At 69.1% G+C, this 16,093-nt stretch carries 14 protein-coding genes and 1 pseudogene; 11 read left to right on the forward strand and 4 right to left on the reverse strand.

The features are described 5' to 3' along the window. Nucleotides 1-117: 117 nt before the first annotated feature. Both EV672_RS08325 and EV672_RS08330 read right to left on the reverse strand, forming a co-directional pair. Nucleotides 118-549 carry a DUF1841 family protein gene (locus EV672_RS08325; protein WP_133608123.1) on the reverse strand — a complete coding sequence of 144 codons (432 nt, stop codon included), beginning with the start codon at nt 547-549 and terminating at the stop codon, nt 118-120. A gap of 15 nt (nt 550-564) precedes the next feature. Further along, a complete protein-coding gene (locus EV672_RS08330) occupies nt 565-918 on the reverse strand; it encodes an FKBP-type peptidyl-prolyl cis-trans isomerase (RefSeq protein ID WP_133608125.1) in 354 nt (117 codons plus the stop codon). Between the two features lie 120 nt (nt 919-1,038). Between EV672_RS08330 and EV672_RS08335 the strand changes: the two genes are divergently transcribed. From EV672_RS08335 to EV672_RS08365, 7 genes and pseudogenes are all read left to right on the forward strand, one after another. Next, complete coding sequence (locus tag EV672_RS08335; protein WP_133608127.1) at nt 1,039-1,662, forward strand: DNA-3-methyladenine glycosylase I; 624 nt, start codon at nt 1,039-1,041, stop codon at nt 1,660-1,662. Between the two features lie 28 nt (nt 1,663-1,690). Beyond that, nucleotides 1,691-2,455: a spermine/spermidine synthase domain-containing protein gene (locus EV672_RS08340; protein ID WP_133608128.1), complete on the forward strand. Its 765-nt coding sequence runs from the start codon at nt 1,691-1,693 to the stop codon at nt 2,453-2,455. Between the two features lie 622 nt (nt 2,456-3,077). Next, complete coding sequence (gene nirB, locus EV672_RS08345) at nt 3,078-5,618, forward strand: nitrite reductase large subunit NirB (RefSeq protein ID WP_133608130.1); 2,541 nt, start codon at nt 3,078-3,080, stop codon at nt 5,616-5,618. A 35-nt stretch (nt 5,619-5,653) separates the two neighbouring features. Then, nucleotides 5,654-5,992, forward strand: coding sequence for a nitrite reductase small subunit NirD (gene nirD / locus EV672_RS08350; protein ID WP_133608132.1), 339 nt, complete (start codon nt 5,654-5,656; stop codon nt 5,990-5,992). Next, on the forward strand, nt 5,989-8,865 hold the full coding sequence (locus EV672_RS08355) for a nitrate reductase (protein WP_133608134.1): 2,877 nt from the start codon (nt 5,989-5,991) through the stop codon (nt 8,863-8,865). The genes nirD and EV672_RS08355 overlap by 4 nt, the downstream gene beginning before the upstream one ends. 32 nt (nt 8,866-8,897) lie before the next feature. Further along, a complete protein-coding gene (locus EV672_RS08360) occupies nt 8,898-10,166 on the forward strand; it encodes an MFS transporter (protein ID WP_133608136.1) in 1,269 nt (422 codons plus the stop codon). A 20-nt stretch (nt 10,167-10,186) separates the two neighbouring features. Beyond that, nucleotides 10,187-11,422: pseudogene (locus tag EV672_RS08365) on the forward strand (NAD(P)/FAD-dependent oxidoreductase); the annotation flags it as partial. Between the two features lie 31 nt (nt 11,423-11,453). On the opposite strand, the gene EV672_RS08370 reads toward EV672_RS08365, so the two are convergent. Continuing rightward, the gene (locus tag EV672_RS08370; RefSeq protein ID WP_133608140.1) at nt 11,454-13,184 is read right to left on the reverse strand and encodes a bifunctional protein-serine/threonine kinase/phosphatase; all 1,731 of its coding nucleotides are present in this window, start codon (nt 13,182-13,184) and stop codon (nt 11,454-11,456) included. Beyond that, nucleotides 13,181-14,536 carry a nitrate- and nitrite sensing domain-containing protein gene (locus EV672_RS08375; protein ID WP_133608142.1) on the reverse strand — a complete coding sequence of 452 codons (1,356 nt, stop codon included), beginning with the start codon at nt 14,534-14,536 and terminating at the stop codon, nt 13,181-13,183. The genes EV672_RS08370 and EV672_RS08375 overlap by 4 nt, the downstream gene beginning before the upstream one ends. A 129-nt stretch (nt 14,537-14,665) precedes the next feature. Between EV672_RS08375 and EV672_RS08380 the strand changes: the two genes are divergently transcribed. The 4 genes from EV672_RS08380 (at nt 14,666) to EV672_RS08395 (ending at nt 16,086) form a co-directional block, all read left to right on the forward strand. Then, nucleotides 14,666-15,202, forward strand: coding sequence for an NUDIX domain-containing protein (locus EV672_RS08380; RefSeq protein WP_133608144.1), 537 nt, complete (start codon nt 14,666-14,668; stop codon nt 15,200-15,202). Between the two features lie 67 nt (nt 15,203-15,269). After that, nucleotides 15,270-15,572: an urease subunit gamma gene (locus EV672_RS08385; protein WP_133608146.1), complete on the forward strand. Its 303-nt coding sequence runs from the start codon at nt 15,270-15,272 to the stop codon at nt 15,570-15,572. A gap of 5 nt (nt 15,573-15,577) precedes the next feature. Continuing rightward, nucleotides 15,578-15,781: a hypothetical protein gene (locus EV672_RS08390; protein WP_133608148.1), complete on the forward strand. Its 204-nt coding sequence runs from the start codon at nt 15,578-15,580 to the stop codon at nt 15,779-15,781. Further along, nucleotides 15,781-16,086, forward strand: coding sequence for an urease subunit beta (locus EV672_RS08395; protein ID WP_133608150.1), 306 nt, complete (start codon nt 15,781-15,783; stop codon nt 16,084-16,086). Before EV672_RS08390 ends, EV672_RS08395 begins: the two co-directional genes overlap by 1 nt. Nucleotides 16,087-16,093: the final 7 nt, after the last annotated feature.

Below are 16,093 nucleotides of genomic sequence, written 5' to 3' on the forward strand. Positions count from 1 at the left end.
AAGACGGAAATCGTGCGAAGTGCACAGTCTAGGGCTTTACAAGGGCCGATGGGCGCAGGCGACATCCCGCGGGTGGAGGGCCAAGCTGGCGCGCAGCGCCCCCCATTTGCGGCGTGCTCAGTGGCCGGCGCGCATGCGGATGCGTTCGATGTAGGCCTCGCCGTCGAAGGGCTGGCCGGCGCGCTGCGAGGCCCAGACCATCTCGCCCAGGGCCTCCATGGCCTCGTGGTGCGCCTCGTGCAGGGAGCCTCGGCGCTGGGCCAGGGCCTGGACGGCGGCGCGGATGCCCCGCGGCTGGTCGATGCTGACCTGCTCCGTGATGGACAGGTGCATCGACAGGTGCAGGAAGGGGTTGGTGCGCCCCTCCTCGACGGTGTACATGGCGGCCAGCGCCACATCCACATCGGCCAGGTCGGCGTGGTACTCGGGGTGCTGCACGATCCAGTCGGCCGCCTGCGCCTCCAGGGGCGTCAGGGGCTGACCGGCCTGCTGCTTGGCCCAGGCTTCACAGAAGAAGCGCCGGACCTGTTCCTGCGAGGGGGCGAACATCGGATGGCGCCGGGCTCAGACGCCCAGCAGCTCGACTTCGAACATCAGCGTGGCGTTCGGCGGGATCACGCCACCGGCGCCGCGGGCACCGTAGCCCAGCTCGGCCGGGATCACCAGGATGCGGGTGCCGCCAACCTTCATGCCTTGCACGCCTTCGTCCCAGCCGCGGATGACGTGGCCGGCGCCCAGGGGGAACTGGAAGGGGTCGCGGCGGTCCTTGGAGGAGTCGAACTTGGCGCCCTTGACGCCGTTCTCGTACAGCCAGCCGGTGTAGTGCACGGTGACGTGGGCACCCGCATTGGCGACGTCGCCGCTGCCTTCCACGGTGTCTTCGAATTGCAGGCCGGAGGAGGTGGTGGTGACGGGCATGGCAGGTCCTTCAGGAGGTAGGGGTGACGCAGGCGACGGGGCAGGTGTCGGGAAAGAGCCGGCAGTCTAACTGCTGTGCAGGTGTCTTGCAGCGCCGCCGGCACGGCGACAATGCAGGCCATGAGCACCACCACCCTCCCCGGCCCCGATGGGCAGCCCCGCTGCCGCTGGTGCGCATCGGCGCCCGAGTTCCTGCCCTACCACGACACCGAATGGGGCTTCCCCGTGGCCGACGACCGCCGCCTGTTCGAAAAGCTCTGCTTGGAGGGCTTCCAGTCGGGCTTGAGCTGGCGGACCATCCTGGCCAAGCGCGAAAACTTCCGCGCGGCTTTCCGCGGCTTCGACATCGAGCGGGTGGCGCGCTTCACCGCCGACGACGTCGAGCGCCTGCTGCAGGACGCCGGCATCGTGCGCCACCGCGGCAAGATCGAGGCGGCCATCCACAACGCGCGCTGCGCCCAGGCGCTGATCGCGCAAGAAGGCTCGCTGGCCGCCTTCTTCTGGCGGCACGAACCGGACCCGGCCACACTCGGCACGCCGCAAACCGCCTCGACCTCGGACACCTCGGTGGCCTTGTCGAAAGCGCTCAAGAAGATGGGCTGGAAGTTCGTCGGCCCGACCACGGTGTTCGCCTTCATGCAGGCGATGGGCCTGGTCAACGACCACGCCGAGGGCTGCGTGGTGCGCGCGCAGGCGGCCCGGGCCCGCGCGGCCTTCGCCAAACCCGGGCGCAGCCTGGGCTGAGACCATGACACCCCAAGGTGAAGCCTGAATGGAAGACGCCCCCCGCCTGCACACCAACAGCCAGACGCTGTCGCTGAGCTTCACCTCCTCGCTCATCCAGAGCAGCATGCGCCTGGACGCCCCCGACGAGCTGCTGCTGGACTACACCCGCGCCATGATGGGCTGCCTGCTGCTGCACCCCGCGCCGCGCCGCGTGCTGATGATCGGCCTGGGCGGGGGCTCCATGCTCAAGTACCTGCACCGCCACCTGCCCCACGCCGCGTTCACGGTGGTGGAGATCAGCCAGGCGGTGATCGACCTGCGCGGCGATTTCCTCATCCCGCCGGACAGCGAACGGCTGCACACGGTGTGCGACGACGGGGCGCTTTTCATCCGGGCGCACGTGCGGGCGCTTGCTCAAGCCGCACCGCCCCCCCGCTTCGACGTGATCCTGGTGGACGGCTTCGATGGCGCGGGCCTGCCCCCGGCCCTGAGCAGCCGCCGCTTTTACGAAGACTGCCGCGCCGCCCTGAGCGAGGACGGCGTGCTGGTGGCCAATGTGCAGGCCGACACGGCGCGCAGCCGCGAGATCCGCCAGCGCCTGAGCCGCGCCTTCGACGGCGCACTCGCCTCGGTGGAGTCGGACGAAGGCGGCAACGAGGTCATGAGCGCGGCCACGCGCACCATGCTCGCGCAATGCGGCGCCGACTTCGAGGCCCGTTGGGCCGCGCTGCTCCCGGTGCACCAGGCCACGCTGGCGGCCACGTCCACCCGCTTGCAGCGGGCGCTGGTCAAGGGCTTTCCGCTGGGCTGAGGCGGAGGCGGAGCCTCGGCACGCGAAGCTCCGAACCTTGCGCACAAGGCGAAAAGCCTTGCGCGCAAAGCCAAAAGCCTTGCACGCCGAGCTTTGAGCTCGGGGCGCGGAGCTCAAAGCTCGGCGCACGGAGCTCTGAACTCGGCGCACGGAGCCCACCCACTCCGGCGGCCGAGCCCGGAGCTCGGCGTGCGGAGCTCTGAACGCCGTGCGCGAAGCTCAGAGCTCGGCGTGCCGAGCAAATGTCTCGGTGCGCGGAGCTCCGAGCTCGGCGCACCGAGCTCCAAGCTCGACACGCGCAGCGCCAAGCTCGACGCGCCGAGCGCCAATCTCCGCGATTGCACCAGAACGGTGCAAACACGCACCCCATCAGGGCGTACGCCGCGGTGCCTGGGCCGCATCCCCGGTCAAACCAGCCGCCCACGGGCCAGATCGGCTTGGCACAGAACCTGCTGTTCCAGGGAAGAAGCAAAGAAGCTCACACAGATGTCTGCATCGCTCCGCTAACGAAGGTGGACTGGGCATGCCGCCTGCACGGCATGCGATCCGCACCGCATTGGATTCGTTGGTTTGCGCTGGCCGCTGCACCTCCTGCAGCCCGCCACGCGAGATAGGAGTGAACATGAAAATCGTCGTCATCGGCCACGGTATGGTGGGCCACAAGTTTCTGGAAAGCCTCGCCGAACTGGCGCCCGGCAGCCTGCAAGGCGCCGAGGTCACGGTCCTGTGCGAAGAGCCCCGCCCCGCTTACGACCGCGTTCACCTCTCTGAATTCTTCTCCGGCAAATCGGCCGAGGACCTCTCCGTGGTCGAGCCCGGCTTCTTCGAGCGCACCGGCTTCAGCCTGCGCCTGGCCGCCCGCGCCGCGCACATCGAGCGCCGCACCAACACCGTCACCACCGTTGACGGCGAGGCCTTCACCTATGACAAGCTGGTGCTGGCCACCGGCTCCAACCCCTTCGTGCCGCCCGTGCCCGGCCGCGACCGCAAAGACTGCTTCGTCTATCGCACCATCGAAGACCTGGAGGCCATGACCGAGTGCGGCGCGCGCGCCAAGAGCGGCGTCGTGGTCGGCGGTGGCCTGCTGGGCCTGGAATGTGCCAAGGCCTTGCGCGACATGGGCCTGGACACCCACGTGGTCGAGTTCGCCCCGCGCCTGATGGCCGTGCAGGTGGACGAAGGCGGCGGTCGCGTGCTGCGCAGCAAGATCGAGGCGATGGGCCTGCACGTGCACACCGGGCGCAACACGGTCGAGATCGTCGATGGCCGCGAGGCCCGCCACCGCATGGTGTTCGCCGATGGCAGCCACCTGGAAACCGACATGATCGTGTTCTCCGCCGGCATCCGCCCGCGCGACGAACTGGCCCGCCAGAGCCTGTTGGCCGTGGGCGCGCGCGGTGGCATCGCCATCGACAGCCATTGCCGCACCAGCGACCACAAGGTCTATGCGATCGGCGAATGCGCGGCCTGGAACGACCAGACCTTCGGCCTGGTGGCCCCTGGCTACGACATGGCCCGCGTGGCGGCCAAACACATCGCTGGCGACACGCAGGCCACGTTCGCCGGCGCCGACATGAGCACCAAGCTCAAGCTGATGGGCGTGGATGTGGCCAGCATCGGCGACGCCCAGGGCAAGACGGCAGGCTGCCGCAGCTTCCAGTATGTCGATGAGGTCAAGCAGATCTACAAGAAGATCGTGGTCAGCGCCGATGGCAAGCAACTGCTGGGCGCCGTGCTGGTGGGCAATGCCGACGAGTACGGCACGCTGCTGCAGATGGCGCTCAATGGCATCACTTTGCCGGCGGAACCCGAATTCCTGATCCTGCCCAGCAGCGATGGCAAGGCCAAGCCCGGCCTGGGCGTGGAAGCCTTGCCCGACAGCGCCCAGATCTGCTCGTGCAACAACGTGAGCAAGGGGCAGATCGGTGCGGCGGTGGGCAACGGCGTGTGCACCATCGGTGAGATGAAGGCCTGCACCAAGGCCGGCGCCACCTGCGGCGGCTGCGTGCCCCTGGTGACCCAGGTGATGAAGGCCGAGATGGCCAAGCGCGGCATGGCCGTCAACAACCACCTGTGCGAGCACTTCGCCTACTCGCGCCAGGAGCTCTACCACCTGGTGCGCGTGGGCCAGGTCAAGAGCTTCGACGAGCTGCTGGCCAAGCACGGCAAGGGCCTGGGTTGCGACGTCTGCAAGCCCACCGCCGCCAGCATCCTGGCCTCGGTGTGGAACGAGTTCGTGCTCAAGAAAGACCTCGCCAGCCTGCAAGACAGCAACGACTACTACCTGGGCAACATCCAGAAAGACGGCACTTACTCGGTGGTGCCGCGCATGGCCGGTGGCGAGGTCACGCCCGATGGCCTGATCGCCGTGGGCCAGGTCGCCAAGAAGTACGGCCTCTACACCAAGGTGACGGGCGGCCAGCGCGTGGACCTGTTCGGTGCGCGCGTGGAGCAGTTGCCCTTCATCTGGGAAGAGCTGATCGCTGCGGGCTTCGAGTCGGGCCATGCCTATGGCAAGTCCCTGCGCACGGTGAAGTCCTGCGTGGGCTCGACCTGGTGCCGCTATGGCGTGGGCGACAGCGTGGGCCTGGCCATCGCGCTGGAGAACCGCTACAAGGGCCTGCGCGCGCCGCACAAGATCAAGTTCGGTGTGTCAGGCTGCACCCGCGAATGCGCCGAAGCCCAGGGCAAGGACATCGGCATCATCGCCACCGAGAAGGGCTGGAACCTCTATGTGTGCGGCAACGGCGGCATGAAGCCCCGCCACGCCGAGCTGTTCGCCTCCGACCTGGGCCAGGAAGAGCTGGTGCGCCTGATCGACCGCGTGCTGATGTTCTACGTGCGCACCGCCGACCGCCTGCAGCGCACCAGCACCTGGCGCGACAACCTCGAAGGCGGCCTGGCCTACCTGCAGGACGTGATCCTGAACGACAGCTTGGGGCTCAACGCCGAGCTGGAAGCCCAGATGCAGCACGTTGTCGATACCTACCAGTGCGAGTGGAAGACGGCCGTGACGGACCCCGAGGTGCGCAAGCGCTTCCGCAGCTTCGTCAACAGCGAGCAGGTCGATGAGACCGTGGTGTTCGTGAAAGAGCGCGGCCAGATCCGGCCCGCCTTCGCCGAAGAGCGCGACCTGGCTTCGACCAGTGCACTCGACGCCTGAACCCCACGCCTGAGCCTCACCGACCGAGACACGCCATGAGCACCATGACTCCCATCTGCCCTGCCAATGACATCCTCCCCAACACCGGCGTGTGCGCCCGGGTGGCGGGCCGCCATGTGGCGGTCTTCCGCGTGGGAGCCGGGACTGGCGCGGACAGCTTCTTCGCCATCGACAACATCGACCCCAAGAACGGCGCCAGCGTGCTGTCGCGCGGGCTGATCGGCAACCTGGGCGAACAGGTCGTCGTGGCCTCGCCGCTCTACAAACACCACTTCGTGCTGGCCACGGGCGCGTGCATCGAGAACCCCGAGTGGTCGGTGCAGGCCCACCCCGTCGAGGTGCGCGAGGGCCAGGTCTGGGTGTCGCTGGCATGAGCATCCCCATCCACCCGGTCTCTCAGCAGACCCGTTCCACCTGCCCGTACTGCGGCACGGGCTGCGGTGTGCTCATCGGGTCGGTGGGCGGGCAGATCGTCAGCGTGCAGGGCGACCCCGAGCACCCGGCCAACTTCGGCCGCCTGTGCACCAAGGGCAGCACCCTGCACCTGACGGCCGCGGCCAGCGTGACGCAGCAAACCCGGCTGCTGCGCCCCCTGCACCGCGCGCAGCGGGGCGGCGAGGCACAGCCCATCGCGTGGGACGCGGCCATGGCGATGGCGGCCGAGCGCTTCGCCGACGTCATCCGCCGGCACGGGCCGCAGGCCGTGGGCTTTTACGGCTCGGGCCAGCTGCTCACCGAAGACTATTACGTGCTCAACAAGCTGGTCAAAGGGCTGGTGGGCACCAACAACCTGGACACCAACTCGCGCCTGTGCATGAGCAGCGCGGTGGCCGGCTACAAGGCCACGCTGGGCAGCGACGCCCCACCCGCCTGCTACGAAGATTTCGACCACGCCGAGACGCTCTTCATCGTCGGTGCCAACACGGCCTGGGCCCACCCCATCCTGTTCCGCCGCATCGAAGACGCGCGCGCCGCCCGCCCCAGCCAGAAGCTGATCGTGGCCGACCCGCGCCGCACCGAAACGGCCGACATGGCCGACCTCTACCTGCCCATCCGCCCGGGCAGCGACGTGGCCCTGTTCCACGGCCTGTTGCACATCATGCTGGCCGAGAACCTGGTGGACCACGGCTACATCGCCCGCCACACCCAGGGCTTCGAGGCCCTGCAGGCCGTGGTGGCCGCGCACACGCCCGCCGCCGTGGCCGAGACCTGCGGCATCCCTGTGGCCGACCTGCTGCAGGCCGCCCGCTGGATGGGCGGGCACACGCCGACGCTGTCGCTGTACTGCCAGGGCCTGAACCAGAGCAGCCGCGGCACCGACAAGAACGCCGCCCTCATCAACCTGCACCTGGCCACCGGCCAGATCGGAAAGCCCGGTGCCGGGCCGTTCTCCCTGACGGGCCAGCCCAATGCCATGGGCGGGCGCGAGGTGGGCGGCATGGCCAACCTGCTGAGCGCCCACCGCGACCTGGGCAATGCCCAGCACCGCGAAGAAGTGGCGGCCCTGTGGGGCGTGCCCGAGGTGCCCGCGCAACCCGGCCTGACCGCCGTGGAGATGTTCGAGGCCGCCGCGCGCGGTGAGCTCAAGGCGCTGTGGATCGCGTGCACCAACCCGGCGCAGTCCATGCCCGACCAGGCCACCGTGCGCCGCGCGCTGGAACGCGCCGAGTTCGTGGTGGTGCAAGAGGCCTTCGCCACGACCGCCACCTGCGACTACGCCGACCTGCTGCTGCCCGCCACCACCTGGGGCGAGAAGGACGGCACTGTCACCAACAGCGAACGCCGCATCAGCCGCGTGCGCCCCGCTGTGCCACCCGCAGGCGAAGCGCGCCACGACTGGGCCATCTTCACCGAACTGGGTCGCCGCCTGGAAGCCCTGCTGCCCGAGCGCGTGGCGGCTTACCGCCCCGGCGTGGGCACGCTGTTCCCCTATGCCGCGCCGGAATCGGTCTGGCTGGAACACCGCGAGAGCACCCGCGGCCGCGACCTCGACATCACCGGCCTGAGCTACGCCCTGCTGGACACCGCCGGCCCGCAGCAATGGCCGCTGCCCGAAGGCGGCGGCAGTCATGGCCAACAGCGCCTCTACGCCGATGGCCGCTTCCCCACGGCCGATGGCCGCGCCAAGTTCGCCGCGGTGGCCTTCGTGCCCCCGAAGGAAGCCGCCGATGCCGAGTACCCCTTCAGCCTGAACACCGGCCGCCTGCGCGACCAGTGGCACGGCATGAGCCGCACCGGCACGCTGGGCCGCCTGTTCGGCCACGTCAGCGAACCGGCGGTGGACGTCCACCCCGACGACATGCAGCGCCTGGGCCTGACAGACGGCGACCTGGTGCGCGTGCGCTCGCGCCGTGGCGAGGTGCTGATCCCTGCGCTCACATCGGGTGCGCAGATGCCCGGCCAGGTCCACATCGCCATGCACTGGGGCAGCGAATTCCTCAGCGGACGCGACGCCGGTGGCGAGCGCCTGCAAGGCGTCAACGCCCTGACCCAGCCGGCCTTCTGCCCCACCTCCAAGCAGCCCGAGCTCAAGCACGCCGCCGTGGCCATCGAGCCGGTGGCGCTGCCCTGGCAGCTGGTGGCCATGGCCTGGCTGCCCGCCGGCAAGGCCCTGGTGGTGCGCGAGGCCGTGGCCGCCCTGGCGCGCGACTTTGCCTTCTTCAGCTGTGTGCCTTTTGGTGACGAGGGTTCGGGTGATGACGGCAGTGCAGACCGCCAAGTCGGCGTGCTGCTGCGCATGGCCAGCGCGAAGGCGCCCGAGGCCGAACGCATCGCCCCCCTCATCGCCCAACTGGAAGGCTGGTTCGGCGTGCAGGCCAGCGACACCTTGCGCTACGACGACGCCGCCCGGCACCAGCACCGCGCCATGCGGGTGGCTGGCACCGGCGAGGGCGAGGGCGAGGGCGAACGCCTGCAAGCCTTCCTGATGGTCGGCCAGGTGGCGTCGCAAGCCTGGGTGCGCCCCCTGCTGCAGGAACGCCAGCCTGTGCAGGCGCTGGGCACGCGGCTGCTGTCACCCAGCGCCCAGCCACCTGGCGATGTGGTTTCGCGTGGCAAGCAGGTCTGCACCTGCTTCAACGTGAGCGAGCCGCAAATCATGGCCTTCCTGCCCCAATGCAGCGGCACGGAAGGCGAGCGCCTGGGCCAACTGCAAGGTGCGCTGAAATGCGGCACCAACTGCGGCTCCTGCGTGCCGGCGCTGCGCAAACTGATCCGCGAGACCCCCATGGCCATCGAGGCCCTCTGAGCCCCACTCACCAAACCCTCGCTGAGGCACCCATGTCTGACTTCAAAACCTTCCTGCGCTCAGGGCACGCCCCGACCTTGTTCTCATCGTTCCTGTACTTCATGTTTTCATGCGGCATCTGGGTGCTCAATGGCGGCATGGCGCCCTTCATCGTCGAGGACCTGAAGCTCAGCCAGTCCGAGAAGGCGCTGATGTTGTCGGTGCCCATTTTTGCGGGCGCACTGATGCGCTTCCCGCTGGGCATCCTGGCTCAGTACGTCGGACGCAAGAACGCCACGCTGGTGGAGATGGGCCTGATCCTGGTCGCCATGCTGTACGGCTATTTCTTCGTGGACAGCTTCGACAACCTCCTGGCCATGGGCGTGTTGCTGGGCATCGCCGGGGCCAGTTTCGGCGTGGCCTTGTCGCTGGGTTCGGGCTCCTTCCCGCCGCGCTACAAAGGCCTGGCCATGGGCCTGGTGGGCGCGGGCAACGTCGGCACGGCGGTGTCGGTGCTGGTGGCGCCGCCCCTGGCGCAAGCCTACGGCTGGCAGACGGTCTATGGTTTCGCTGCCATTGCCATCCTGATCCCGATGGTCGTGATGGTGGTGTTCGGCCAGGAGCCTCCTGACCGCGACGAACACGGCACCTTCCGTGAACACATTGCCTGCCTGTTCGAGAAAGACGGCTGGGCCTTCAGCGGCATCTACGCGATCACGTTCGGCGGCTTCATCGGCCTGACTTCCTTCCTGCCCAGCTACTACTACGAGCAGTTCAACGTGAGCAAGGTGCAAGCGGGCCAATTGACGATGCTGGCCGCGTTCATGGGCGCTGCGGTGCGCGTGCTCGGGGGCTGGATCTCGGACCGCTGGGGCGGCGTCAACACGCTGACGGCCGTGATCTCGGTGGCGGCCGTGTGCCTGGTGGCCGTGGGCATGTCGGGCGACTCGCTGGCCCTGACCACCTTGCTGTTGATGGTGTGTTTTGCTGCACTCGGCGCAGGCAACGGCGCCTTGTTCCAACTGGTGCCCCTGCGCTGGCCATTGGCCACGGCCGTGGCGGGCTCCATGATCGGCGAACTGGGTGCGCTGGCGGGTGGCGTGGTGCCCAATGCGATGGGCTATTCCAAGACCCATGCGGGCACCTTCATGTGGGGCTTCATCGGCATGGCCGTCGCGGCGGTGCTGTCCCTGGTGATGATGCGCGTCATGCAGATCCGCTGGACCCGCACCTGGGCTGAGAAGGGTGGCCGCGCCCGCACTGCCGGCACGCCGGGCAGCAGCGCCGCGACCTTCCGCCAGGCCGGCAAACCTCGCCGCTGAATGTGCGAATGAGTGCGCCCATGCATGCACCGAAGAAAGAGCCCGCCATGTCCACCCCACCCCGCAAGCAACTGGTCGTCATCGGCAACGGCATGGCGGGCATCCGCACGGTCGAGGAACTGCTGAAGATCGCGCCCGATCTGTACGACATCACCGTTTTTGGCGCGGAGCCCCACCCCAACTACAACCGCATCATGCTGTCGCCGGTGCTGGCCGGTGAGCAAACGGTGGACGACATCGTCCTCAACCCGGTGGATTGGTACGCGGCCCACGGCATCACCCTGCACATGGGCAAGCCCGTGACGGCGGTGAACCGGCGCCAGCGCATCGTCACCGCGGCCGATGGCACGCAGGCCCCGTACGACCGGCTGCTGCTGGCCACCGGCTCGCAGCCCTTCGTGCTGCCGGTGCCGGGCCATGACCTGCAAGGCGTGGTCACCTACCGCGACATCGCTGACACGAACGCCATGATCGAGGCGGCGCGCACGCACCGTCACGCGGTGGTGATTGGCGGGGGGCTGCTGGGCCTGGAGGCGGCCAATGGCCTGGCCCTGCGCGGCATGGCCGTGACCGTGGTTCACCTGGGTGACTGGTTGCTGGAGCGGCAACTCGACCGCGAGTCCGCCGGGCTGCTGCAGGCGGAGCTCGGTGCACGCGGCCTGCGTTTCGCCTTGAGCGCCCACACCGCCGCCTGCCTGGCCGACGCCGAAGGCCGCGTGCGCGCCGTGCAGCTCAAAGACGGCACCGAGATCCCGGCCGACCTGGTGGTGATGGCTGCCGGCGTGCGCCCCGACGTGCGCCTGGCCACGGCCATCGGCCTGCAGTGCAACCGGGGCGTGCTGGTCAGCGACACCCTGCAGACCCTGACCGACCCGCGCATCTACGCCGTGGGCGAGTGCGCCAACCACCGCGGCATGGCCTACGGCCTGGTGGCGCCGCTGTACGAGCAGGCCGCGGTCTGCGCCAACCACCTGGCCGACTTCGGCATTGGCCGCTACGTGGGCAGCCAGGTCAGCACCAAGCTGAAGGTGACCGGCATCGACCTGTTCTCGGCTGGCGACTTCATGGGCGCGGATGGCACCGAGGCCATCGTGCTGCGCGACCCGGTGCGTGGCATCTACAAAAAGCTGGTGCTGAAAAACGGGGCCTTGGTGGGCGCCTGCCTGTATGGCGACATCCACGATGGCAGCGCCTACTTCGAGCTGATCCGCAGTGGCGCCTCGGTGGCGGCGCAGCGCGACACGCTGGCCTTCGGTCCGCAGGCAGCCACAGCGCTGGCGGCGTGAATCAGCGCTTTGGCAGGAACACCAGCCAGTACACCAGCAGCAGGTTGAACAGCATGGCCACGCCGAAGGCGATCTTCCAGACCGCGGCGGGGTCGCGCTCCAGCAGCGACGATGCCCGGGCGGGCGTCAGCGGGCGCGAGGCGCCGCGCTCCAGGGCCAGGCGGAGCTCTTCGGCCGTCTCGAAGCGGGCCTTGGCCTCGCGGGCCACGGCCTTGAGCACGATGTGGTCCAGCCAGATGGGCACGTCGGGGCGCAGGCGCGAGGGCGGCACGGGGTCGCGCCGGTAGCGGCTGAGCTGGTAGGGCTCGATCTCGCCATACGGCAGACGCCCGGTCAGCCACACGTACAGCGTCACGCCGAGCGCGAACAGGTCGGACTGCGGCGTGGCCTGGGCCAGCGCCGGGTCGTCCGACCACTGCTCCGGGTTCATGTAGCTCGGCGTGCCAGCGTGCAGCACGCGCAGCGATTCGGGCTCCTTGCCCGACAACGCCACGCCCAGGTCCAGGATGCGCCACTGCCCATCGGCGCCGCGGTGCAGGTTGTCGGGCTTGATGTCGCGGTGCACGACGCCGTGCTGGTGCAGGCGCCCCAGCGTGCGCGCCAGGCTGCTCGCGGCGGCCACCACCTCGGGCACGGGGAAGCTGGCTTGGCGGTCGAGCATGCTGGCCAGGGACTCGCCCTCCAGCCAATCAGACAAGGTGTAGAAAGCGGTGGGGTTGACCGGCTCGGTGACGTGCAAGAAGCCCTCGGCGTTGCGCTCGGAGACGCGCGCGGCCAGCCAGGCCTCGTGGGCCAGCATCTCGCGCTCCTGCGCGTCGCTGGCGCGGGACTCGTGCAGCGTCTTGAGGGCATGCGCCGTGCCATGCGCCAGGCTGCGCACGCGATAGACGCGGTGCACGCCGTTGCTGAACACCGATTGCTCGACCTGGTACTGGTCGATGACATCGCCTTCCTTCAGGCGGGGCGGCACGGGCAACTGGTGGCCACGGCGGCTCATGTCGGCCAGGCTGGCCACGTCCAGGCCCTGGACGCGCAGCACCACCGCCGTCGTGTTGTCGCGCCCGCCCGAGGCCAGGGCCTTGTCCACCAGGGCTCGGCTGGCCTCCTGGGCCGAACCGCTGCTTGCCAGCGCGTGCAGCGTGGCCGACTTGATGTAGCCGTGCACGCCATCGCTGGTCAACACGAGGGTGTCGCCGATGCGCAGGTCACCATCGAGGTAATCCACGCGCAGGGCGTCGTCCAGGCCCACGGCGCGGGTCAGGCCGTTCTGGAACTCGGTGCGCCCCATCACGTGGTCCTGGGTGAGCTGGGTGCACTCGCCATCGCGGATCAGGTAGGCGCGGCTGTCGCCCACATGGGCCAGGGTGAAGCCATGGGCGCGCAGCACCACGGCCGTCAGGGTGCAGGTGCCCGTGGGGGCCATGCGGCCTTCCAGGGCCAGGCGGCGGCGGTTGTGGTCCACCAGCCAGCCGTTGTGCGCCTGGATCACGCGGTCCAGGGCCACGGTCGGGTCCCAGGTGGCGGGCGTGGCGTACCAGTCCTCGACCAGGCTCATCACCGTGCTTTGCGCGGCCTCCAGGCCCAGGCCGCCGGTGGAGACCCCATCGGCCAGCGCCGCGATGACGCCCCAGGCCGCATCGCCGGGCCCAGGCTGGCGCACCAGGGCGAAATCTTCGTTGCCGGTGCGCGGTCCGCGCTCGCTGGTGAAGCCGATGTCGAGGTCGAAGCTCATGGTGTGCCGGAGGCCGGCTGGGTGAGGTTGCTGGGGCTTGCCTGCGTGTTCGCCAGGGCGATGTCGGTGAGCGCGAGGGTCGCTTCGGCCACATCGAGCAGGCGCTTGTTGTGGTCCATCGCGGCCTTTTGCAAGGCGCGGTAGGCGGCGTCTTCGGTCATGCCCAGGCGGCTCATCAAGGCCCCCTTGGCGCGCTCGATGACCTTGCGGTCGTGGATGGTCTGCTTGGCCTTGCGCAGCTCCTGTTCGGTCTGGGCGAGCTTGTCGGTCTGCTGCTGCAGCAGGTCCTGCAGGGAGGCGATGCGCGAGGAGGCCGCCACCGCCTGACCCGCATCGGCAGCGGGTGCGGCATCGCCCTTGGTCGCCAGCACGGGCACCGAGGCAGGCTGCCCTTCTTCGCTGAAATAGCGGTCTGCCGCCTGCGCGTGGGGCGAGGGGTTCTGGCGCAGGCGCTGCACCAGGCCAGTGGAGTCGGCCAGGTCTTGCCGGGCTGCAGCGATGGCCGCCTGGCAATTCGCCTGCAGGCGCGCTGTCAGGGCGGCTTCCAGCACACCGAGGTCGGCCAGGCGCTTGCTGCTCACGTCGAACCACACCGTGCTTTGCGCGGCGTCCAGCACCTGATCGACCTTGGCCATGCACAGGCCGCGGCGCAGGCGCTCCAGCTGGGCGGTGTTCGGGCTGTTCTGGGCGTCGTCCCAGTGCGGGCGCAGGTCGGCGTCGATGAAGTCCAGCAGCACGTCGCCGGCGCGCTCCTGCGCGTTGATGAGGTGGATGAAGCGCTGCTGCGCCAGCTCGCTGCACACGCCGCAGGCCAGCAGGGAGGCCCCCACCGCGCGCTCCTGGCCCGCCGCTTCCTTGACCTGCAGCAGGTGCACCAGGGTGACGAGCAGGCGCGAGATGGCCGGGTCGGTCGCGCCGTCGGCCAGTTGGAAGACCAGTTCGATGAGGCCGGCGATGACGCGGCTGAACCCGCCCATGGCATCGCCCACGCTCGGTGCCTTCTGCGCGATGGCGGCGCGCAAGGGGCCCAGGCTGTCGAGGTCCAGCAGCACCCAGCCCATGGTGGACACCATCTGGGCGCTGGCGGCACTGCCGGCATCGAGCTGCGCGGCGAAGGCGGTGCGCAGCGCCTGCGCCAACGGCTCGGCCAAGGCCACGACCTCGGTGCGCTCGGCATCGAAACTGCGCCCGCCCGAGGCCAGGTAGATGCTGCTGGCGCCGCGCTCCCACTGCAGCGCGTGGACCAGCTTGCCGATGACCTCGACCAGGGCGGCGCGCGCCGCGAGGTGCTGCATGGCTTGCAGCTCGAGTTCGCGCGCCCGCACGATGAAATCAGAGGTGGATCGGTTCATGTTCTTGCCCATCGCAGCGGTCCTTCAGGAGGTGCCGCATTATCGGTGTGCGTGCAAGAACCATGCGCATGAGGTGCCTGCCGTCAGAATGCACCGAGCCCAACCTCAGCCTCAGCCACGGAGCCCCGCATGCCATCGCACTACGCCTTCTGCCCGCACTGCGCCAGCCCGCTCACACCCCGCGCCCACACGGGCTCGCTGGACGTGCTGCGCCACAGCTGTCCCGACGCGGCCTGTGGCTTCGTCCACTGGGACAACCCGGTGCCGGTGGTGGCGGCGGTGGTGGAGCACGAAGGCGCGCTCATCCTGGCGCGCAACAAGGCTTGGACGGCGCCCTTCTTCGCCCTCATCACAGGCTTCCTGGAAAAAGCCGACCCCAGCCCCGAAGAAGCCGTGGCCCGCGAGGTCAAGGAGGAGCTCGACCTCGACGCCACCGGCGTGCACTTCATCGGCCACTACCGCTTCGAGCGGCAGAACCAGCTCATCCTGGCATTCCACGTGCCCGCCACCGGCGTGATCACCCTGGGCGAGGAACTGGCCGAGCACAAGCGCATCGACCCGGCACGGGCGCGCTACTGGCCGGTGGCCACAGGCCTGGCCTTGCGCGACTGGCTGCGCGCCCAGGGCCACGACCCTCAGCCTTTCGACGTGCCGGACAAGGTCTGAGGACTTGCGGGCCTGAGGGCTGGTCTGGCTTTTGCATGGGGGATGACGTCACCCTTTTGCACCGACCATGGACCTCACCCCCCGCGAAAAAGACAAGCTGCTGATCTTCACGGCGGCCCTGCTCGCCGAGCGCCGCAAGGCACGCGGTCTCAAGCTGAACCACCCGGAAGCCGTGGCGCTGATCACCGCCGCCATCATGGAAGGCGCCCGCGACGGCAAGACCGTGGCCGCGCTGATGAGCGAAGGCAAGACGGTGCTGGGCCGCGCCGACGTCATGGAGGGCATCGCCGAGATGATCCCGGACATCCAAGTCGAAGCCACCTTCCCCGATGGCACCAAATTGGTGACCGTGCACCAACCCATTGCATGAATGGCATGGACAACCCACCACGCACCACCATGAAGCACCGCACCCTTGCCCTGTCCGCCCTGTTGTTGTACAGCCTGCTCGCCTGGCCCGCATGGGCCCACGAAGGCCACAGCCTGTCGGGCACCTCGCACTGGCACGGCACCGACGTGCTCGGCTTTGTCGGCGCCATCGCTGTGGCCGCGGTCGTCTGGCTCCAAGGGCGCAAGTGATGTTGCCCGGCGAGCTGTTCACCGACGGGCCCGACATCGTCCTCAACCCGGGGCGGCGCACGCTCACCGTGGTGGTCGAGAACGCGGGCGATCGGCCCATCCAGGTCGGCTCCCACTACCACTTCGCCGAAACCAACGCTGGCCTGCGCTTTGACCGCGACGCCGCGCGCGGCATGCGCCTGAACATCGCCTCGGGCACCGCGGTGCGCTTCGAGCCCGGCCAGCAACGCACCGTCGAGCTCGTCGATTTCGCCGGCGACCGCGTGGTCTGCGGCTTCCGTGGCCTGGTCCAGGGCGCACTCTGAAAGACAT

The organism is Aquabacterium commune (genome assembly GCF_004362855.1).
GTDB lineage: Bacteria > Pseudomonadota > Gammaproteobacteria > Burkholderiales > Burkholderiaceae_C > Aquabacterium > Aquabacterium commune.